Genomic DNA, 20,161 nt, shown 5'->3' with positions numbered 1-20,161 from the left:
CTGCGTTTCACGGAATCGCAGACCGGCTCTAACTCATTGTTTTCCCGCGTTTCCGAACGGCGAACCGGTTTCCACTTCGCCTGGAAACGCTATAGAGCCGTTCTGCTCTTCACGGAATCGCAGATTGGGCTCCAAGGTGTTGTCTTGGCGCGTTTTCCGGACGGCGAAGCGGTTTCCACTTCGCCTGGAAACGCTTCGGAGCGCGCGGGCTCGCGCGCCCGCTCAGTTGAACAGGCTGGACACCGATTCCTCGGAGGCGGTGCGCGAGATCGCCTCGCCGATCAGGTCGGCGATCGAGATGACGCGGATGTTGTGCGCGGCCTCGACCGAGGCGTTGGCGTGGATCGAATCGGTGACCACCAGCTCCTTGAGCTTGGAGCCGGCGATGCGCGCGCCCGCGCCGCCCGACAGCACGCCATGGGTGATGTAGGCGGTGACGCTGGTCGCGCCGTTGACCAGCAGCGCGTCGGCCGCGTTGCACAGCGTGCCGCCGGAATCGACGATGTCGTCGACCAGGATGCAGTCGCGGCCGTGCACGTCGCCGATCACGTTCATGACCTCGGATTCGCCCGGCCGGTCGCGCCGCTTGTCGACGATGGCGAGCGGCGCGTCGAGCCGCTTGGCGAGCGAGCGCGCGCGCACCACGCCGCCGACGTCGGGCGACACCACCATGACGTTGACCAGGTCGTATTTCGACTTGATGTCGCGCGCCATCACCGGCACGGCGAACAGGTTGTCGGTCGGGATGTCGAAGAAGCCCTGGATCTGGCCGGCGTGCAGGTCGAGGGTGAGCACCCGGTCGGCGCCGGCCTGGGTGATCAGGTTGGCCACCAGCTTGGCCGAGATCGGCGTGCGGCCGGAGGTGCGGCGGTCCTGCCGGGCGTAGCCGAAATAGGGGATCACCGCCGTGATGCGCCGCGCCGACGACCGACGGAAGGCGTCGATCATGATCAGCAGCTCCATCAGGTGGTCGTTCGCGGGATAGGAGGTCGACTGCAGGACGAAGACGTCCTCGCCGCGCACGTTCTCCTGGATTTCCACGAAGATTTCCTGGTCGGCGAAGCGTCTGACGGTGCCGCGGCCGAGCGGAACGTTGAGGTAGCGGGCAACGGCCTCGGCCAGTGCCCGGTTGGAATTGCCCGCGAAGAGCTTCATCGATGATTCCCGGCGACATCCCCAAGGACGGGCCGGCGGCGCGACCCGAGCGCGATAGGTGGGGCTTTTAGCCGGGCACGCCGCTAATGCAAGCGTCGTCGTCGCAAAAGCGACGGCAATTCCCAACAAACCGTTAGCGCCGGCCGCGCGCTCAGCCCTGGCGGCTCGCCGACCACGCCGACAATTCGTCGATCGTGCGGTCGGCGATCGCCTGCATGGTGGCCGCGTCGACGCTCGACCAGCCGTCGGCCGCGCCGCCCGGCGCCCGCTGCTGGCCCTGGATGCGGTGCACCCGGTTGCCGGCCCCGTCGAGCACGTCCCAGACATAGATGACGGTGGTGCTGCCGTTCTCCGAGATCGCCGAGAAGTAGCCCTTGAGCTCGTAGTCGGCGCTGTCGCGGCTCACGCCGATGCCGCGCTCGCGGGCGCGCGCGGCGAGCTGGCGCGACAGCGGCTCGCTGGCCTCGACCGTGGCGCCGACCACCGGCGCGAAGCGCACGCTCGGCGCGCCGGGCGCGGCGGCGACCTGCGGCGTCTCGGCCGGTGCCAGCGCGCTCACGGCAGGGTCGGTGGCGGGGTTGCCCGCCGCGGGGTCGAGCCCCGTCACGTCGAGACCGGAGCCCGTGCTGCTGCAGCCGGCCAGCGCGCCGGCCACCATCAGCGGCGCGAGCCTGTATGCCAAACGTCCCATCGAGCCCTCCCACGGTGACCCGGGCGGTGCCTCCCTTCGAACACCGAATTCAGCGCACGATCAAGTCGAGATCGTGGCGCGACAGCGGCTTGGGCGCCGCCTCCGTCGTCAGATAGGTGCGGCCGAGCGACATCGCCGTGCCGCTGTCGGAATCCATGATGATCATGTGCGCGAACAGCGACATGTCGGGTGCGATCGGCTCGCCGTTGCCGGAATAGAACATCGGCGGGTCCATCCAGGACGGCGCGAAGCGCGCGCCCAGCGAATAGCCGCAGGCGTTGAGTCGGTGCTTGGTCAGGCCGTGCGCCTCCATGACGCGGGCATGGGCGTCGAACACGTCGCCGAAGGTGTTGCCGGGCGTCATCGCCTTCTCGACCGCCAGCAGCGCCTCGCGCGCCGCCTCGAAGAGCTCCTGGTGGCGCTTCGACACCTTGCCGACCAGCACGGTCTGCATCATCGCGCAGTGGTAGTGGTGGTAGACGCCGGCCCATTCGAGCGTGAGCTGGTCGTTCTTGGTCAGCTTGCGGCGGCCGGCCTTGTAGCGGCACAGCAGCGCGTCCTGGCCGGAGCCGATGACGAACTCGTTGGCCGGATAGTCGCCGCCGCCGGCGAACACGGCGCCCTGCATGGCGGCAAGAATCGCCGCCTCGTCGCCGCCCTGCTTGATGAGCGGCAGCGCCGCGTCGAGCGCCTCGTCGGCCAGCGTGGCGGCCTTGCGCACCTTCTGGATCTCGGCCGGGCTCTTCAGCAGCCGCAGGCCGCTGACCAGCCGCGAGGCGTCCTCGATCTTGCCGAAGGTCTGGAGCTGCTCGTCGAGCCGGCGCGCCTCGTGGCCGGTCAGGCCGTGCGTGTCGTACTCGACGCCGATGCGCGCGCCGAGCAGGTCGAGATCGTTGAGCAGGTTGCGCAGCTCGGCCGCCGGGTTGGCGCCGTCGCGGTCGGTCCACACGACGATGTCCTCGATCGTCGAGGTGTGGCGCGCCTGGCGCATGTCGGCCGAGCGGGCGAGCAGCACCATGGTGCCGTCGGCCTTCACCACCAGGCACTGGAAGAAGCAGAAGCCGAAGGTGTCGAAGCCGGTCAGCCAGTACATGCTCTCCTGGGCGAACAGCAGCATGGCGTCGAGCTTCTTCTCCTCCATCTCGAGGATCAGCCGGTCGCGGCGCGAATCGTATTCGGCCCGGTCGAAATGCAAAGCCATCAGCGCTCCTCCAGAACGATCGCGGAGACCTGTCGTCCGTAGTCGGGCTCGCCGCGATGGGTGGCGCGGCGATAGGAGTAGAACCGGTTCTCGTCGGCGTAGGTGCAGTCGGGCAGCGCGGCGCAGGCGACGCCGGCCGCCGCCAGCCGGTCGCAGGCATAGGCGGGCAGGTCGAAGCGGTGGTGGCCGGGGCGCTCGGCCGGCGCGAAATGGCGCTCGGCGCGCGCGTCGTCGGCCAGCACCGCATCGCGGAACTCCGGACCGACCTCGTAATGCGTCTGGCTGATCGTCGGGCCGACGACGGCGCGCAGCCGGCCGCGCGCGGCGCCGAGCCGCTCCATCGCGGCGACCGTCGCCTCGAGCACGCCGGCGAGCGCGCCCTTCCAGCCGGCATGGGCGGCGCCGATGATGCCGGCCTCGCGGTCGGCGAACAGCACCGGCGCACAGTCGGCCGTCAGCACGCCGAGCGCCAGGCCCGGCCGGTCGGTGACCAGCGCGTCGGCCTTCGGCCGCGCGGCGCCGGGCGGCGCCGTCAGCGTGACGACGTCCGGCGAGTGCACCTGATGCAGCGTGACCAGCCGCTCGGGCGCGACGCCCAGCGCAGCGGCGACGCGGGCCCGGTTCTCGCGCACCGTCGCGGCGTCGTCGGCCGAGCCGAGCCCGACATTCAGCCCGCCGTAAAGGCCCTGCGAGAGCCCTCCCTCGCGGGTGAAGAAGCCGTGGCGCACCCCGGCCGCGGCGGCGCCATCGAACAGGGCGGACCGAAGGGGCTTCGGTCTCGATGTGTCCAGCATACGCCGCCTTGTGCTGTTGTCCTCTCGCGCGGCGATGGTGAGGCAGCGCCGGGGCCGAGTCAATGCACCGTCCCGGCTCGCCGCCGCGCCGCGCCACGACGCCGCCTTCGCCCGTTCCGCGCGGCCGTCACGGCGCCAGCACGCGGCCCGGCCGGTGGACGATCAGCGCCTTGAACAGCGTGCCCATCGCCGCGGCGCCGGCCAGCCGCTCGACCTCGCCGGCCAGCCGCGCCTGCTCGTCCGGTGTCCGGCCGGCGCCGAGCCGGCCGGCGCGCTCGGCCAGCCCCATGCCGAGCAGGAAGTCGGCCTGGCTCATCAGCCGGGCCTCGAGCCCAGCCCGGCACGCCTCCGCGGCGAGCGCGGCGAAGTCGACATGCGCCGTCAGGTCGGCCGCGCCGGGATGGGCGAGCGGGTCGTCGTGGGCGTGCTCGCGCAGCGCCTGCAGCGTGTCGCCGAGGCCGGGCTCGAGATGGCCGTAGTCGAAGAACAGCGCCGCGCCGCCCGCAGCGGCGATGCGTTCGGCGATCGCGGCCATCAGGGCGCTGCGCGCTGGGGCGATCTCGGCGATCGCGCCGGGCGGGGCCGCCGCGGCGCCGGGCGGCAGCAGCGCCGGATCGGGGGCGCCGGGGCCGGCGCGGAAGCACAGCGCGCCCGCCTCGTCGAGCGCCACCACGCGCTCGCGCCAGCCCGCGCCGGTCTTGACGTACTGGCGCACCGGCAAGGCGTCGAACAGCTCGTTGCCGACCAGGAACAGCGGTCCCGCGGGCAGCGCGGCCGGCGTCGCCACCCATTGCGGCGTGGCGGCCGCGCCGGCGAGCGTGGCGCGCTGCACCGCCACAAGCCGCGGGCTCGTCTCGACCAGCGCGAAGCGGGCCGCTTCGATGAGCGCGGGGTCGAGCCGGGCGAGCGTGCGCAGCACGTCCTTCATCAGCGTGCCGCGGCCGGGGCCGATCTCGGCGATCACCGGCGCGGCCGGCCGGCCGTCGGCCTGCCAGGCGGCGTAGAGCCACACGCCGACCAGCTCGCCGAACATCTGGCTGACCTCCGGCGCGGTGGTGAAGTCGCCGGCCGTGCCGAAGGGCTCGCGCGTCATGTAGTAGCCGTGCTCGGGGTCGGCCAGGCAGAGCGCCATGTAGTCGGCCACCGACAGCGGCCCGCCGGCTGCGATCAGCCGGGCGATGCGATCGGCGAGCGCGGTCATGCGCGCTGGTCGCGCGCCGGTCCGGCCGCCGCCATCGCCCACAGCCCGGCGAGCACCATGGGCAGCGACAGCAGCATGCCCATGGTCAGCCAGCCGCCGGCGAGATAGCCGATATGGGCGTCGGGCTCGCGGAAGAACTCGACGGTGATGCGCGCCAGGCCGTAGCCGGCGACGAAGGCGCCGCCGACGAAGCCCGGCGTCTTCAGGCGCAGGCGGCGGTGGGTGAGCACGCGCAGCACGACGAACAGTACCAGACCCTCGAGCGCGGCCTCGTAGAGCTGGCTCGGATGGCGCGGCAGTGGCCCGGCGCCGGGAAAGACGATGCCCCAGGGCATGTCGGTCGGCCGGCCCCACAGCTCGGCATTGATGAAGTTGGCCACGCGCACCAGGCCGAGCCCGACGGGAACGCCGGCGGCCACCGTGTCGAGCAGGCTCCAGGTGGCGATGCCGCGGGCGCGGGCGAACAGCACCATGGCGAGGATGGTGCCGAGGAGGCCGCCGTGGAACGACATGCCGCCCTGCCACAGCGCGAAGACGGCGAGCGGCTCGGACAGGTAGCGTTCGAGATCGTAGAACAGCACGTAGCCGAGACGGCCGCCGAGCACGATGCCGACCGCCGCCCACAGCACGAAGTCGTCGAGATCGGCCGGCGTCATCGGCGGGCTCTCGCCGGCCCACAGCCGCGGCGTGGAGACGAGCCGGCGCGCATACCACCAGGCGAATAGGATGCCGACGACGTAGCCGAGGCCGTACCAGTGGACGGCCAGCGGGCCGAGCCGCAGGATCACCGGGTCGATGTCGGGGAAGGGCAGGGCGGCCAGCGGCACCAGCAGAAGATCGGTCAAGGGAAAGCTCCTCGGGGCGGGAGGAGGGCATGCTATGCGTGCCGGTCCCGGCAAGGTCAAGGCGCGCGGCGCCGCATGCGCCTTGCATTCGCCGCCCCGGGCCACTAGGTGCTTTGGGACACAGCGAGGTTGCGCGCCATGACCAACGGACCGAATCGCCTGCTCGACGAGTTCGCCAAGCTGATGACCGACGCCGCCGGCGCGGCGCAGGGCGTGCGCCGGGAGATGGAGACGGTCTTCCGCACCCAGGCCGAGCGCGTGCTCAACTCGATGGAGGTCGTGCAGCGCGAGGAGTTCGACGCGGTGCGCGACATGGTCGTCAAGGCGCGCGAGGAGAACGCGCGGCTGGCCGCGCGCGTCGAGGCGCTGGAGGCGGCGCTGGCCGAGCGCGAGGCCGGCGCGACGGGCGCGAAGCCGGCCGGACGGACGCGCGGCAAGAAATAATTCGCACCGGCGCCCGGGCCTGCCGCGAGCGGCAAAAGCCGTTGTTGCTGAATCGCTTAGCAGCCACCGGTGAATCGGGCCGTGAACGGCTATCCACATGCGAATGCGGCGCTCCGCAAAAAAGGGGCTGGTCTCGCGACTCGTCATCAATAGACTGAATTTGCTGCATGATTCGAGACGGATCATGCGCCGGGCGGCGGCGGGCCCGGCCTCTTGTCCTGCGTCTGGCCTCCTATCTGCGCGCCCCTCGTCGCGTTTCGAACTGACCGCGTGTGCCGCACGCATGGGCGCTTTTTGTGCGCTCCAGAATATGGGATTTCGCCTTCATGAGCCTTCTTGAGATCGATATTGCGCGCGACGCCCACCCGGTGGACGTGATCGAGCATGTCGCGCATGCGAACGACTGGGCCTATGAGCGCAGCTGCGACGACGAGATCGGCATCTCCGTCGCGGGAAGCTGGACCGACTACCACGTCTCGTTCTCCTGGATGGAGGATTTCGAGGCGCTGCATCTGGCCTGCGCCTTCGACATCAAGGTGCCGGAAAACCGCGTGCTCGAGGTGATGCGGCTCCTGTCGCTGATCAACGAGCAGATGCTGTTCGGGCATTTCGACCTGTGGGAGCAGGAAGGCGCGGTGATGTTCCGCCAGACGCTGCTTCTGGCCGGCGGCGCGGAGCCGACGAGCGCGCAGGTCGAGGTGCTCCTGTCGAGTGCGCTGGAGGCCTGCGAGTGCTACTTCCAGGCCTTCCAGCTCGTCGTCTGGTCGGGCTGCAGCGCGCGCCAGGCGCTGTCGAGCGTGCTGTTCGAAACCGCCGGCACGGCGTGAGGCGGCGATGAGCGGGGCGGCCAAGCCGGAGATCGTCTACGCCGATTTCGACCGGGTCGACATCCGCGTCGGCACGGTCGTCGAGGCGCAGCCGTTTCCCGAGGCGCGCAAGCCGGCGGTCAAGCTGACGGTCGACTTCGGGCCGGAGATCGGCGTGAAGAAGACGTCGGCGCAGATCACCCGGCACTACACGCCCGAGGCGCTGCTCGGTCGCCAGGTGCTGGCGGTGGTCAACTTCCCGCCGCGCCAGATCGGCAAGTTCATGTCCGAGGTGCTCACGCTCGGCTTCGCCGACGCGGCGGGCGACGTGGTGCTGGCGGCCGTCGACAAGCCGGTGCCCGACGGCGCCAGGCTGCACTGAGACGCCGGCGGCCGGCGCGCGGCCGCGGCCGATCGGCTACGCCGGCACCCGAACCACGGCGCGCAGGCCGCCCAGCGGGCTGTCCTCCAGCGTGATGTCGCCGCCGTGGCTGCGCGCGATGTCGCGGGCGATCGACAGGCCGAGGCCGGTGCCGCTCTCGTCCTGGTTGCGCGCGGTGTCGAGCCGCACGAAGGGCTTGAAGACCTCCTCGCGCCGCTCCGCCGGGATGCCCGGGCCGTCGTCGTCGACCGTCACGCGCAGCATGCCGTCGCGGTGGCGCACGTCGACCGCGACGCGGCCGGCATAGCGGAAGGCGTTTTCCACCAGGTTCGACAGCAGCCGGCTGAAGGCGTTCGGCCGCACATGCACGACCGGCTCGCCCGACAGCGCGGTCGACAGCTTGCGCTTGCGCAGCCGTGCCTCCTCGGCCAGCTTGTCGAGAAAGGCGGCGAGATCGAACAGGCCGGGGTCCTCCGACGCCTCGCCGCGGGCGAAGGCGAGATAGCCCTCGAGCATCGACTGCATGTCGGCGATGTCCTGGTCGAGCGCCTCCTTGTCGGCCTTCGAGCCGGCCAGCGCGAGCTGCAGCTTGAAGCGCGTCAGGATGGTGCGCAGGTCGTGGCTGACGCCGGTCAGCATCGCCGTGCGCTGCTCGATCTGGCGCTCGATGCGCTCGCGCATCAGCATGAAGGCGGTGCCGGCGCGGCGCACCTCCTCCGCGCCGCGCGGCGAGAAGTCGCGCGGCATCGGCCGGCCCTTGCCGAAGCTGTCGGCGGCCTCGGCGAGCTGCAGGATCGGCCGGATCTGGTTGCGCAGGAAGGCGATGGCGATGGCCAGCAGCACCAGCGAGGTGCCGACCATCCACAGCAGGAAGATGTGCGTGTTCGAGGCGTAGGCCTGGCTGCGCCGGGCGAAGACGCGCAGCACGCTGTCGTCGAGCCGGATGCGGATCTCGACGATGTTCGAGGCGCCGACCGTGTCGATCCAGAACGGCCGGTTGATCTGCCGGGTGATCTCCTCGCTCAGCGTCTGGTCGAGGATGGAGAAGAACGGCTTCGGCCCCGGCGCGGGCAGCGGATCGGGCGGCAGGATGTCGATCTTCAGCGCCAGCCGCTCCTGGGCGATGCGGATGACCTCGGCATGGTCGGAATCCTGCGGATAGGTCTCGATCATGTCGATGATGGCGGCGATGTCGCGCGTCACCGCCTGGCTGAGGCGCTGGGTGACGGTCTGCCAGTGACGCTCCATGAAGACGAAGGCGATGACCGACTGCAGGAGCAGCATCGGCGCGATGACGATGATCAGCGAGCGCGCGTAGAGCCGCTTGGGCATGTAGCGCGACACCACGCGCCAGAAGCGGCGCCACTGGCGGCGCACCGCCGCCGCCAGGCGGCCGACCCGCAGGAAGCTCCGGCTCCAGGCCGGGGAGGGGAGGTCCGAACTCGCCATGCGCCTGTCGTCGCCGCCCCGCGCGGCGCCCTTGTTGCTGCCCGTCTCGCGCCCGATCCTGCAAAGCGCGGCCGCTGCCGCCGCAGGGATCGCGCGCGGCCGGTACGATAAACCATGATGCCCGTTGCGCGAAACGGAGTCCCCGGCCGGCAGCGGACCACAAGGACGGCTCGGCGCTGGAGGCGGGGGCGCTACTCGACGCTCAGCCGGTAGCCGACGCCGCGCACCGTCTGCAGCCAGACGGGGTTCGAGGGGTCGCGCTCGATCTTGCGGCGCAGCCGGTTGATCTGCACGTCGACGGTGCGCTCGCCGACCTCGGCCTCGCCGCCGACCAGCTCATGGCGCGGGATCGTCTCGCCGGCGCGCTCGGCGAAGATCGCCATGATCTCCTGCTCGCGGTCGGTGAGCTTGAGCACCTTGCCGCCGCGCTTCAGCTCGCGGCGCGCGATCTGGAAGGTGTAGGGGCCGAAGACGATCTGCTCGAGGCGCGGCGGCGTCTGCGGTCCGCCGCGGCGCAGGATGTTGTTGATCCTGAGGACCAGCTCGCGCGGGTCGAACGGCTTGGCCAGATAGTCGTCGGCGCCCGCCTCCAGCCCGGCGATGCGGCTGTCGGTCTCCGACAGCGCCGTGAGCATCAGGATCGGCACCTCGCGCCGGTCGCGCAGCGCGCGGGTCAGGTCGACGCCGTTCTCGCCCGGCATCATCACGTCGAGCACGATCAGGTCGAAGTCGAGCCCGCCGAGCTTGCGCCGCGCCTCGGCGGCCGTGCCGGCGACGGTGATGCGGAAGCCGTGCTCGCTCAAGAAGCGCTTGAGCAGCGTGCGGATGCGGGTGTCGTCGTCGACGACGAGCAGGTGCGGTGCGTCGTCCGAAGGTGTCGCGCCCTCGCGCGCCGTCGCCAAGGCTTCGCTCATCATTTGCCCTCTCGGCCCCCGCCGCCGGCCCGTGGCCGCTTGTCGATCTGCGGCCGCAGATCGGGGTCGACCATCGCCTTCAGGAAGCGCTCGATCGCCGCGCGGTCGGCCGGCCCGGCCTCCTCAAGTGCCGCACGGATGCGGCGGGACTGTGGCAGGGCGAGGGCGAGCGCCAGCGCGCGGCCCTTGGCGGTCGGGTAGAGCTCGCGCTGGCGCCGGTCGCGCGGACCCTGCACCTGGACCACATGGCCGGCGTCGATGAGCTGCTTGAGCACGCGCGCCAGGCTCTGCTTGGTGATGCGCAGCACCTCGAGCAGCTCGGCCACGGTGAGGCCGGGGCGGCGGTTGACGAAATGCAGCACCCGGTGATGCGCCCGGCCGAAGCCGTAGTCGGCCAGGATGACGTCGGGGTCGGACGTGAAGTCGCGATAGGCGAAGAACAGCAGCTCGATGAGGGCGAAGTCGATGCCCTCCTCCTCCGCGGACAGCGCCGTCCTGACCGCCTCGTCTGCCTGCTGGCCGTTCATCGGGCTTCGGCCCTGGAATTTATGTCAGTCATATTGACATAATTTGGGGCGACTGGTAATTTTTGGCAAGCTTTGCGGCGAATTGCGAACGAAAAGGCGCCCCGAAGCGGACTTTCCGGAACTTCCTTCAAGCCCGCGTCGCCGCGACCGGAGCTTGGCGCGCCCGGACCGCCTTTCGGCCGCCGCACGGACGATCCGGCGCAACCCACGAACCGCGGGAGACAGGACATGGCATCGGTTCCCTTCGACCAGCTTGACGGCTTCATCTGGATGAATGGCGAGTTCGTCAAGTGGTCCGAGGCCAAGGTGCATGTGCTGACGCACGGGCTGCACTATGCCAGCGCGGTGTTCGAGGGCGAGCGCGCCTATGGCGGCGAGATCTTCAAGTTGACCGAGCACACCGAGCGGCTGCACGAATCGGCACGCCTGCTCGGCTTCCGCATCCCGTGGAGCGTGGCGGAGATCGACGCCGCCTGCCGCGACCTGCTCGCCCGGCAGGGCTTTCAGGACGCCTATGTGCGGCCGATCGCCTGGCGCGGCAGCGAGATGATGGGCGTGTCGGCGCAGAACAACCGCATCAACCTGGCGATCGCCATCTGGCAGTGGCCGAGCTATTTCGATCCCGAGCAGCGGCTCAAGGGCATTCGCCTCGACATGGCCGAGTACCGCCGGCCCGATCCGCGCACCGCGCCGTCGAAGTCGAAGGCGGCGGGCCTCTACATGATCTGCACCCTGTCGAAGCACGCCGCGGAGGCCAAGGGCTACGCCGATGCGCTGATGCTCGACTGGCGCGGCCGTGTCGCCGAGGCGACCGGCGCCAACGTCTTCTTCGTCAAGGATGGCCGGCTGCACACGCCGACGCCGGACTGCTTCCTCGACGGCATCACGCGACGCACGGTGATCGAGCTGGCCGAGCGGCGCGGCATCGAGGTGGTCGAGCGCACCATCATGCCGGAGGAGATGGCCGACTTCGAGCAGTGCTTCCTGACCGGCACGGCGGCCGAGGTGACGCCGGTCTCCGAGATCGGCCCGTACGGCTTCGAGGTCGGCGAGATCGCCCGCGTCCTGATGAACGACTACGCGGCCGCGGTGCGTCCGCGCCAGGCGATCGCCGCCGAGTAGCCGCGGCCTGCCGTCCCGGCTCCCGCCGCCGCTCCGCCCGCGCGGGCGGCGTGCCGGGTGGACCCGCGGCGCGCATCGCTTTATGCCCGAAGCCTGAGCGTATCGGCACGAAGGCCGCGGCGGTCCTGGCAGGGCGCGTCGCAACGGTCTGCGGCGTCGGTCGTGCGCGCGGCGCGGTAGCGAGATCACGAGGCAAGCCATGGGCGAATTGAAGGCCGGCGTCATTCCGGTGACGCCGTTCCAGCAGAACTGCACCATCCTGTTCGACGCGACGGACAAGGTCGGCGTCGTCGTCGATCCGGGCGGCGAGGTGGCGCGCATCCGCAAGGCGATCGACAAGAACGGCATTTCCGTCGCGGCGATCTGGCTGACGCACGGCCACATCGACCATGCCGGCGGCGCGATGGAGCTGAAGGAGGCGCTCGGCGTCGACATTCTCGGCCCGCACGAGGCCGACGGCCCGATGCTCGCCAATCTGGAAGACCAGGCGCGCATGTTCGGGCTCGCCGAGCCGGTGCGCAATGTGACGCCCGACCGCTTTCTGGCCGACGGCGAGACGGTGTCGTTCGGCGACCACGTCTTCGAGGTGCTGCACTGCCCGGGCCACGCGCCGGGCCATGTGGTGTTTTTCCACCGCGCGGCGCGCTTCGCCCATGTCGGCGACGTGCTGTTCCACGGCTCGATCGGCCGCACCGACCTGCCGGGCGGCGACCACGAGGCGCTGATCCGCTCGATCAAGGACAAGCTGCTGCCGCTCGGCGACGACGTCGGCTTCCTGTGCGGTCACGGGCCGGGCGGCCGCTTCGGCGAGGAGCGGCGGTCCAACCCGTTCCTGGTGTGAGCCGTCCCGGGCCGGCTCAGCCGCGGCAGAAGTAGCGCCGGCCGTCGGCGCCGGCATAGGTGCCGCTCGCCGGATCGAAGCCGGGATGGCGCCGCGCGCAGCGCCGCTCCCAGGCGCGCGACCAGGGCTCGGCGGAATGGCCCGGAGCGGCCGCGTGGCGGCCCGGCGCCGGCGGGAAGTAGTGTCGCTCCGCACTCGGCCGCGGTTGCCGGTAGGGATTGCGGTAGACCGGCCGGGGGCGCTCCTGCTGTGCCAGGATGGCGGCCACCGCCGCGCCGGCGGCGAAGCCCAGAATGCCGGCGGCGAGCAGGTCGTCGCCCCGGTCCTGCGCGACCGGGGGCGGCCGGTGCCAGCCGCGGTGGCGCTCGCCGGCCTGCGGCTGCGCGGTGGCGGCCAGCGTCGTGGCCGCCACGGCGGCCGACAGGACGAGGGATCTCAGCAGGCGTGTCATCGGCGGGTCTCCTTGCGGCCGCTCGGGGCGCGGCGGGTCACCGATGAGCTAGGCTCGCGCGGCTGAACGCAGGCTGAACGAACGGCCGCGGCGGCACGAAAAAAGCCCCGCGCGCTGCGCGGGGCCGGAAGTTGCGGCCGGCCGGCGGTCGCCCGCCCGGCGCATGTGACAGCCAGCCGGCTGCCGGAGTGCTGCGGAGCCGCTCCGCGTTCGCACGGGCACGCGGAGCGGCTCCGGCCTGTCGTCGTTCGGCGTCTCGCGACGGCGAAGCGGTGTCCGCTTCGCCTGGAAACGGTTTGGAGCCGATCTGCTTTTCACGGAATCGCAGATCGGCTCCAAGTTATCGTTCTGACGCGTTTCCGGACGGCGAAGCGGTGTCCGCTTCGCCTGGAAACGCTCTAGAGAATCTGCAGATTGACGGCCTTGGGGCCCTTGCCGCGGCGGTCCGGCTCGGTGTCGAAGCTGACCTTCTGGCCGTCCTCGAGGCCCGGCAGGCCGGAGGCCTGAACGGCGGAGATGTGGACGAACACGTCCTTTTGCCCCTCGTCCGGCGTGATGAAGCCGAAACCCTTGGCATGGTTGAAGAATTTCACGGTTCCGCTCTGCGGCATGAGTAGCTCCTGGTCTCCCGGTCTGCGGCGTGAGGGCAAGTTGCGCCCTCGGTTGTCTCGGTCGTTTACTGGGGGAGAAGAAACGTTCGGCGTTGCCTTAAGGGTCTTGCCGAAACCCTCTCTTGCGCGAGCGTCCCGGTTGCCGGGCCAACTTGCTGCCTCCGGGGCATTCCATTCCAGTCTCCGGGCCGGCAAATGCCCGAACGGAAGAAAGTGTGGTGCATTTTCTTGAGGTGGGCAAGCGGAAACTTTGTCCGCCGGCGGTCGCCCGCAAGCACAAAAAGAAAGGCGCGGTGCCGAAGCACCGCGCCCTCGATCGAACACTGTACGGCCCGGCGGGCGGGCCGCGACGCCGGCGCCTCAGGCGGCCGACAGGTTGACCGCCTTCGGGCCCTTGCCCATGCGGTCGGGCTCGGTCTCGAAGCTCACCTTCTGGCCGTCGACCAGGGTGTGCATGCCCGAGGCCTCGACGGCGGAGATGTGCACGAACACATCCTTGCCGCCGGCGTCCGGCGTGATGAAGCCGAAGCCCTTGGAAGCGTTGAAGAATTTGACGGTGCCGTCTTGCGCCATGGGAAACTCCTTAGTCCCGTTGGTCAAACGCGTCCGTGCAGTGCGCACGGTTTCGCTGCGTCGAGAGTTCACGATGTCGGGGAAAGGGGTCGTCCAAAAAACGCGTCCAGTCTCCGGGTCGGCAACCACCCGAACCTGATGACTGTGACACGAAACCGCGGCCGAAACAAGGCGGCAATCGCCAAGACCGGTGACGCGCGGTCCGCACCGTGGCAGTCTCGCGCCTCGCAACGGGGGGCGCGGGTGCCGGAACTGCTTCTGCTTCGCCATGCCAAGTCGAGCTGGGACGCGCCGGGCCTGGCCGACCGCGAGCGGCCGCTCGCGCCGCGCGGCCGGCACGCCGCGCCGCTGATGGGGCGCGCCATGGCGGCGCGCGGCTGGCTGCCCGACCGGGCCGTGGTCTCGCCGGCGCGGCGGGCGCACGAGACCTGGGCGCTCGTTTCGCCGGAGCTCGGCCCGGCGGCGCCGGAGCCCGACTTCGTGCCGGCGCTCTACATGGCGGCGCCCGACACGCTGCTGGCGACGTTGCGCGCGACGCCGGCCGGCACCCGCCGGCTGATCGTCGTCGGCCACAATCCGGGGCTGGAGGCGTTCGCCGCGGCGCTCGCCGGGCCGCGGTCCGACGCCGCGGCGCTGGCCGCGCTGCGGCACAAGTTTCCCACGGCCGCGGTCGCCCGGCTGCTGTTCGACGGCGCCTGGGCCGAGCTCGCGGCGGGCGCGGCACGGCTGACCGACTTCGTCCGGCCGAAGGCGCTGGATACGCAACGCAACGAGGGACGCAGGCATGGCGCACGGCACCGCGGATAGCCGCTTCAGCGCGAGGGACGAGCGCTTCTGGGACCGCATGGCGCGGCGCTATGCGCGGCTGGCGGTGCGCGACGCGGCGGGCTACGCGCAGACGCTGGCGCGCACGCGCCACTGGCTGGGCGCCGGCGACCGGGTGCTGGAGATCGGCTGCGGCACCGGCACGACCGCGCTCGCGCTGGCGCCGCATGTCGGGCGCTACCTCGCCACCGACATCTCCGGCGCGATGATCGCCATCGCGCGCGACAAGGCGGCCGCGGCCGGTAGCGCCGTCGTGCCCGCCTTCGAGAAGGCGACGCTCGACGACGCGCCGGGCGCGCCCGGCGCCTACGACGCGGTGCTCGCCTTCAACGCGCTGCATCTTTGCGGCGACGTGCCGGCGGCGCTGGCCCGCGTGGCGCGCCTCGTCAGGCCGGGCGGCCTGTTCATCTCCAAGACGCCGTGCCTCGGCGACGTCTCGCCCGTGTTCCGCCTCCTGGTGCCGGCGCTGCGGCTGGCGCGGCTCGCCCCGCGCGTCACCTTCGTCACCGCGGCGGGGCTGGAGCGCGAGCTGGCGGCGGCCGGATTCGCGGTCGTCGAGCGCGGCCGGCACGGCAGCCGCGGGCGCGATCTCCGGCCGTTCCTGGTGGCGCGCCGCGCCGTCTCCTGACAGCCTGCTGTCAGCAGCCGCCGCGCCGTCGGCCGGCCGCGGCCGCGGCCCCTTTCCTTCGGCGGCCGGGGTCGCCATATTCGCGGCATGGCCAGATCCCCTTCCAAGTCCGCCCGGCGCGACGGCTTCGCCGAGGCGCCGCAGCCCGAGATCTCCGGCACGCCGCTTTCCGGTCCGGTGTCCGACTGGGCCGACGCGATCGCCCGCGCGGCCGAGGACCGGCCGCCGGCGCGCAAGCCCGCGCGCAAGGTGCCGGAGCGGTCGGCCGCGCCGGGCAAGACGGCGCGCGGCACCTCGATGGGCGGCGCGGCGAGCGCGCGCGAGCGCGCGGCGGCCGGCCTCAACCCGGTCGCCGGGCTCGACGTGTCGCTCGAGGAGGCCGAGCGTCTCGCGCCGTCCGGCGTCACCGCCACCGTGGCGGCGCTGTCGCGGCTGATCGAGGGCGGCGACCCGAACGTCAAGCAGGGCTGGACGCCGCACCGCCCGCCGCGGCCGGAGAAGTCGGAAGGCGGCGTGCCGCTGAAGATGGTGACCGACTACAAGCCGGCCGGCGATCAGCCGACGGCGATCGCCGACCTGGTCGCCGGCGTCAACGAGCACGAGCGCACCCAGGTGCTGCTCGGCGTCACCGGCTCGGGCAAGACCTTCACCATGGCCAAGGTGATCGAGGAGACGCAGCGCCCGGCGGTCATCCTGGCGCCCAACAAGACGCTGGCCGCGCAGCTCTATTCGGAGTTCAGGAACTTCTTCCCCGACAACGCGGTGGAGTATTTCGTCTCCTACTACGACTACTACCAGCCCGAGGCCTATGTGCCGCGCTCGGACACCTACATCGAGAAGGAATCGTCGATCAACGAGCAGATCGACCGCATGCGCCACTCCGCCACGCGGGCGCTGCTGGAGCGCGACGACGTCATCATCGTCGCCTCGGTGTCGTGCATCTACGGCATCGGCTCGGTCGAGACCTATACGGCGATGACCTTCCAGATGGCGGTCGGCGACCGGCTCGACCAGCGCCAGCTTCTCGCCGACCTGGTGGCGCAGCAGTACAAGCGGCAGGACGCCAACTTCGTGCGCGGCTCCTTCCGCGTGCGCGGCGACACCATCGAGATCTTCCCCGCCCACCTGGAGGACCGCGCCTGGCGCATCTCGCTGTTCGGCGACGAGATCGACGGCATCACCGAGTTCGACCCGCTGACCGGCAAGAAGACCGACGCGCTGAAGTCGGTGAAGATCTACGCCAACTCGCACTACGTGACGCCGCGCCCGACGCTCAACCAGGCGATCAAGGGCATCAACGCCGAGCTCAAGACGCGGCTGGCCGAGCTGGAGAAGGCGGGCCGGCTGCTGGAGGCGCAGCGCCTCGAGCAGCGCACCCGCTTCGACCTCGAGATGCTCGAGGCGACCGGCTCGTGCGCCGGCATCGAGAACTACTCGCGCTACCTGACCGGACGCCGGCCGGGCGAGCCGCCGCCGACGCTGTTCGAGTACATCCCCGACAACGCGCTGCTGTTCGTCGACGAGAGCCACGTGACGATCCCGCAGATCGGCGGCATGTATCGCGGCGACTTCCGGCGCAAGGCGACGCTCGCCGAATACGGCTTCCGGCTGCCGTCGTGCATGGACAACCGGCCGCTGCGCTTCGAGGAGTGGGACGCCATGCGGCCGCTCAGCGTGGCGGTCTCGGCGACGCCGGGCGGCTGGGAGCTCGACCAGTCGGGCGGCGTGTTCGCCGAGCAGGTCATCCGGCCGACCGGGCTGGTCGACCCGCCGGTCGAGGTGCGCCCGGCCAAGAGCCAGGTCGACGACGTGCTGGGCGAGATCCGCGCCACGGCGGCGGCCGGCTACCGCACGCTGGTCACGGTGCTCACCAAGCGCATGGCCGAGGACCTGACGGAATACCTGCACGAGCAGGGCATCCGCGTGCGCTACATGCATTCCGACATCGACACGCTGGAGCGCATCGAGATCATCCGCGACCTCAGGCTCGGCGCCTTCGACTGCCTGGTCGGCATCAACCTGCTGCGCGAGGGCCTCGACATCCCCGAATGCGGCTTCGTCGCCATCCTCGACGCCGACAAGGAGGGCTTCCTGCGCTCGGAGACCTCGCTGGTGCAGACCATCGGCCGGGCGGCGCGCAACGTCGACGGCCGCGTCATCCTCTACGCCGACACGGTGACCGGCTCGATGCGGCGCGCCATGGAGGAGACCGGGCGGCGGCGCGAGAAGCAGCTTGCCTGGAACGCCGAGCACGGCATCACGCCGGAAAGCGTCAAGGCGCGCATCTCCGACATTCTCGATTCGGTCTACGAGCGCGACCACGTGCGCAGCGAGCTGCCGGCGGCGGCCGGGTCCGGCGCGCTGGTCGGCAACAATCTCGCCGCCCATCTCGAGCATCTGGAAAAGGAGATGCGCGACGCGGCCGCCGATCTCGACTTCGAGCGCGCCGCACGGCTGCGCGACGAGATCAAGCGGCTGCGCGAGACCGAGCTGGCGGTGATGGACGACCCGCTGGCGCGCGACGCCGGCGTCGCCAACACGCAGGCGAGCCGGCGCGCGGCGGCGAAGGGCAAAGGCCGGCCGGCCGGCGAGGGCAAGAGCCTGTTCGCCAAGCCGGCGCTCGACGACATGGGCGGCAGCGGCGCGCACGCGACGCCGGCCGGCGAGCGCTCGCTGTTCCGCAAGAACACGCTCGACGAGATGACCGTCGGCCGCACCGAGAAGCCGGCGGGCAAGGCGCCGCCGAGGAAGCCGGAACCCGGCGAGGAGACCGGCCCGGTCAGGCGCGGCCGCATCGGCCTCGGCTCCTACGAGGACCCGGCCGAAGAGCGCCAGCGCACTCGCCGCCCGAAGAAGAGCGGCCGCCCCGGCCGCTGACACGCCCCGGCGCGGCCACATACTGCACCGGCATCTCCCCGCGCGGGGAGGGCGGACCGCCGCGCGGCTTCTGTGTGGTGCGCACGATGCCGGCTGCGAGGCCTGCCTACGCCCAAATCAGGTCATGCTGAGCCTGTCGGAAGGACGGGAACCGGGCGACAGGCTGCAGACAAGCCGGCGCCAACCCCCTCGTCGTCACGACGCGAAAGCGGCCGCCCGCCCCCGATGGCAACATCGGAGGACGGCAAGCCGCGGGAAACCGCTTGACCCGACGGACGGTCGCTCGTGCCCGGCCCGGCCGGGCGTCTAGTCACAAAGGCGAATTGTGGGGCTTGCGGGATCAACCTAAGACTTGGGCTCCCCGCAAGGGTCCGCCGCGGCTGCCGCGGCGCCTCGTTGCCGGGCAACGCTCGACATTTCTGGGAGGAAAATCGATGAGCAGGAGAGACGTGACACGCCGAACGGCGCTGAAATACGGCGCCGCCGGACTGGTCGGCCTCAGCACGCCCTACTTCTTCACGCGCGGCGCGCTCGCCCAGAGCGAGAATTACCGCAACGCGCCCAAGGGCGACACCGTCACGCTCGGCTTCAACGTGCCCCAGACGGGCGCCTATGCCGACGAGGGCGCCGACGAGCTGCGCGCCTACGAGCTGGCCGTCGAACACCTCAACGGCGAGGGCGACGGCGGCATGCTCGGCACCTTCTCGTCGAAGGCGCTGGAGGGCAAGGGCATCAACGGCAAGAAGGTCGCCTTCGTGACCGGCGACACGCAGACCAAGTCGGACGCCGCGCGCGCCTCGGCCAAGCGCATGATCGAGAACGACGGCGCCATCATGATCACCGGCGGCTCCTCGTCGGGCGTCGCCATCGCCGTGCAGGGCCTGTGCCAGGAGGCCGGCGTCATCTTCATGGCCGGCCTGACCCACTCCAACGACACCACCGGCAAGGACAAGCGCGCCAACGGCTTCCGCCACTTCTTCAACACCGAGATGACCGGCGCCGCGCTCGCTCCCGTGCTGAAGAACGCCTACGGCACCGAGCGCCGCGCCTACCACCTGACGGCCGACTACACCTGGGGCTGGTCGCAGGAAGAATCGATCAAGAAATACACCGAGCAGCTCGGCTGGGAGACCGTCTCGGCGGTGCGCACGCCGCTCGGCGCCGGCGACTTCTCGCAGTACATCACGCCGGTGCTCAACTCCGGCGCCGACGTGCTGGTGCTCAACCACTACGGCAAGGACATGGTCAACTCGCTGACCCAGGCCGTGCAGTTCGGCCTGCGCGACAAGCAGGTCAACGGCAAGGACTTCGTCATCGTGGTGCCGCTCTACTCGCGCCTGATGGCGCAGGGCGCCGGCGAGAACGTCAAGGGCATCTTCGGCTCGACCAACTGGCACTGGTCGCTCGAGGACGAGGGCTCCAAGGCGTTCGTCAAGTCGTTCGGCGAGAAGTACGGCTTCCCGCCCTCGCAGGCCGCGCACACCTGCTACGCCCAGGCGATCCTCTACGCCGACGCCTGCCAGCGCGCCGGCACCTTCCGGCCGAGCGCGGTCGGCAAGGCGCTCGAGGGCTTCGAGTTCGACGGGCTGGGCAACGGCCCGACCACCTATCGCGCCGCCGACCACCAGTGCTTCAAGGACGTGCTGGTCGTGCAGGGCAAGGAGAACCCGCAGTCGAAGTTCGACCTGCTCGAGGTCGTCGAGGTGACGCCGCGCGCCCAGGTCGAGTACCCGCCGGAGCTGCTCGGCGGCGAGCTCGGCCCCTACAACGACGGCGAAGCCTGACGTCGACGCCGACACCGGCGGCCGGCCGCACGGGCTGCGG

21 protein-coding genes are annotated in these 20,161 nt (G+C 71.0%); 9 read left to right on the top strand and 12 right to left on the bottom strand.

Going from position 1 to position 20,161, the window contains the following annotated elements; translation table 11 throughout:
• Window positions 1-222 precede the first annotated feature (222 nt).
• From N1F89_RS17215 to lgt, 6 genes are all read right to left on the bottom strand, one after another.
• Window positions 223-1,155 carry a ribose-phosphate pyrophosphokinase gene (locus tag N1F89_RS17215; RefSeq protein WP_290085578.1) on the bottom strand — a complete coding sequence of 311 codons (933 nt, stop codon included), beginning with the start codon at window positions 1,153-1,155 and terminating at the stop codon, window positions 223-225.
• A gap of 151 nt (window positions 1,156-1,306) precedes the next feature.
• Entirely contained in the window at window positions 1,307-1,846 is a 540-nt protein-coding gene (locus tag N1F89_RS17210) for a hypothetical protein (RefSeq protein ID WP_290085577.1), read from the bottom strand.
• A 49-nt stretch (window positions 1,847-1,895) separates the two neighbouring features.
• On the bottom strand, window positions 1,896-3,047 hold the full coding sequence (locus N1F89_RS17205) for a Xaa-Pro peptidase family protein (protein WP_290085576.1): 1,152 nt from the start codon (window positions 3,045-3,047) through the stop codon (window positions 1,896-1,898).
• Window positions 3,047-3,841: a peptidoglycan editing factor PgeF gene (gene pgeF, locus N1F89_RS17200; RefSeq protein WP_290085573.1), complete on the bottom strand. Its 795-nt coding sequence runs from the start codon at window positions 3,839-3,841 to the stop codon at window positions 3,047-3,049. Before pgeF ends, N1F89_RS17205 begins: the two co-directional genes overlap by 1 nt.
• Window positions 3,842-3,968: 127 nt before the next feature.
• Complete coding sequence (locus N1F89_RS17195; RefSeq protein WP_290085571.1) at window positions 3,969-5,042, bottom strand: class I SAM-dependent methyltransferase; 1,074 nt, start codon at window positions 5,040-5,042, stop codon at window positions 3,969-3,971.
• Window positions 5,039-5,887, bottom strand: coding sequence for a prolipoprotein diacylglyceryl transferase (lgt, locus tag N1F89_RS17190; protein ID WP_290085569.1), 849 nt, complete (start codon window positions 5,885-5,887; stop codon window positions 5,039-5,041). Before lgt ends, N1F89_RS17195 begins: the two co-directional genes overlap by 4 nt.
• A gap of 138 nt (window positions 5,888-6,025) precedes the next feature.
• Between lgt and N1F89_RS17185 the strand changes: the two genes are divergently transcribed.
• The 3 genes from N1F89_RS17185 to N1F89_RS17175 all read left to right on the top strand — a co-directional run bounded on the left by N1F89_RS17185 (window position 6,026) and on the right by N1F89_RS17175 (window position 7,519).
• Window positions 6,026-6,331 (top strand): accessory factor UbiK family protein, encoded by a 306-nt coding sequence (locus N1F89_RS17185; RefSeq protein ID WP_290085567.1) that lies wholly within the window; start codon window positions 6,026-6,028, stop codon window positions 6,329-6,331.
• 326 nt (window positions 6,332-6,657) lie between these two features.
• Entirely contained in the window at window positions 6,658-7,158 is a 501-nt protein-coding gene (locus tag N1F89_RS17180) for a YbjN domain-containing protein (RefSeq protein ID WP_290085564.1), read from the top strand.
• A gap of 7 nt (window positions 7,159-7,165) precedes the next feature.
• On the top strand, window positions 7,166-7,519 hold the full coding sequence (locus N1F89_RS17175) for a tRNA-binding protein (RefSeq protein ID WP_290085562.1): 354 nt from the start codon (window positions 7,166-7,168) through the stop codon (window positions 7,517-7,519).
• A 36-nt stretch (window positions 7,520-7,555) separates the two neighbouring features.
• Here the strand turns inward: N1F89_RS17175 and N1F89_RS17170 are convergent, their stop codons facing one another.
• The 3 genes from N1F89_RS17170 to N1F89_RS17160 form a co-directional block, all read right to left on the bottom strand.
• Window positions 7,556-8,968 carry an ATP-binding protein gene (locus N1F89_RS17170; RefSeq protein ID WP_354670336.1) on the bottom strand — a complete coding sequence of 471 codons (1,413 nt, stop codon included), beginning with the start codon at window positions 8,966-8,968 and terminating at the stop codon, window positions 7,556-7,558.
• A gap of 191 nt (window positions 8,969-9,159) precedes the next feature.
• Entirely contained in the window at window positions 9,160-9,882 is a 723-nt protein-coding gene (locus tag N1F89_RS17165; RefSeq protein WP_290085560.1) for a response regulator transcription factor, read from the bottom strand.
• Window positions 9,882-10,409 (bottom strand): MarR family transcriptional regulator, encoded by a 528-nt coding sequence (locus N1F89_RS17160; RefSeq protein WP_290085558.1) that lies wholly within the window; start codon window positions 10,407-10,409, stop codon window positions 9,882-9,884. Before N1F89_RS17160 ends, N1F89_RS17165 begins: the two co-directional genes overlap by 1 nt.
• A gap of 228 nt (window positions 10,410-10,637) precedes the next feature.
• On the opposite strand from N1F89_RS17160, the gene N1F89_RS17155 reads away from it, so the two are divergent.
• Together N1F89_RS17155 and N1F89_RS17150 are read left to right on the top strand one after the other, a co-directional pair.
• On the top strand, window positions 10,638-11,531 hold the full coding sequence (locus tag N1F89_RS17155) for a branched-chain amino acid aminotransferase (RefSeq protein WP_290085557.1): 894 nt from the start codon (window positions 10,638-10,640) through the stop codon (window positions 11,529-11,531).
• Between the two features lie 199 nt (window positions 11,532-11,730).
• Window positions 11,731-12,372: an MBL fold metallo-hydrolase gene (locus N1F89_RS17150; RefSeq protein WP_290085555.1), complete on the top strand. Its 642-nt coding sequence runs from the start codon at window positions 11,731-11,733 to the stop codon at window positions 12,370-12,372.
• A 16-nt stretch (window positions 12,373-12,388) separates the two neighbouring features.
• Here N1F89_RS17150 and N1F89_RS17145 read toward each other — a convergent pair whose 3' ends face one another.
• From N1F89_RS17145 to N1F89_RS17135, 3 genes are all read right to left on the bottom strand, one after another.
• Window positions 12,389-12,823 (bottom strand): BA14K family protein, encoded by a 435-nt coding sequence (locus N1F89_RS17145; RefSeq protein ID WP_290085552.1) that lies wholly within the window; start codon window positions 12,821-12,823, stop codon window positions 12,389-12,391.
• 398 nt (window positions 12,824-13,221) lie between these two features.
• The gene (locus N1F89_RS17140; RefSeq protein WP_290085550.1) at window positions 13,222-13,434 is read right to left on the bottom strand and encodes a cold-shock protein; all 213 of its coding nucleotides are present in this window, start codon (window positions 13,432-13,434) and stop codon (window positions 13,222-13,224) included.
• A 360-nt stretch (window positions 13,435-13,794) separates the two neighbouring features.
• The gene (locus N1F89_RS17135; protein ID WP_290085548.1) at window positions 13,795-14,007 is read right to left on the bottom strand and encodes a cold-shock protein; all 213 of its coding nucleotides are present in this window, start codon (window positions 14,005-14,007) and stop codon (window positions 13,795-13,797) included.
• 243 nt (window positions 14,008-14,250) lie between these two features.
• On the opposite strand from N1F89_RS17135, the gene N1F89_RS17130 reads away from it, so the two are divergent.
• The 4 genes from N1F89_RS17130 (at window position 14,251) to N1F89_RS17115 (ending at window position 20,121) form a co-directional block, all read left to right on the top strand.
• Window positions 14,251-14,814, top strand: coding sequence for a histidine phosphatase family protein (locus tag N1F89_RS17130; protein ID WP_290085546.1), 564 nt, complete (start codon window positions 14,251-14,253; stop codon window positions 14,812-14,814).
• A complete protein-coding gene (locus N1F89_RS17125; RefSeq protein WP_290085545.1) occupies window positions 14,792-15,460 on the top strand; it encodes a class I SAM-dependent methyltransferase in 669 nt (222 codons plus the stop codon). Before N1F89_RS17130 ends, N1F89_RS17125 begins: the two co-directional genes overlap by 23 nt.
• 87 nt (window positions 15,461-15,547) lie before the next feature.
• Complete coding sequence (gene uvrB, locus N1F89_RS17120; RefSeq protein WP_290085544.1) at window positions 15,548-18,337, top strand: excinuclease ABC subunit UvrB; 2,790 nt, start codon at window positions 15,548-15,550, stop codon at window positions 18,335-18,337.
• A 434-nt stretch (window positions 18,338-18,771) separates the two neighbouring features.
• Window positions 18,772-20,121 (top strand): substrate-binding protein, encoded by a 1,350-nt coding sequence (locus N1F89_RS17115; protein ID WP_290085543.1) that lies wholly within the window; start codon window positions 18,772-18,774, stop codon window positions 20,119-20,121.
• Window positions 20,122-20,161 lie beyond the last annotated feature (40 nt).

The sequence above is a fragment of the Aquibium sp. A9E412 genome, from assembly GCF_030398335.1.
Lineage (GTDB): Bacteria > Pseudomonadota > Alphaproteobacteria > Rhizobiales > Rhizobiaceae > A9E412.
The sequence above is the reverse complement of the archived record's forward strand: the minus strand, read 5'-3'. Positions and strand labels throughout refer to the sequence as shown.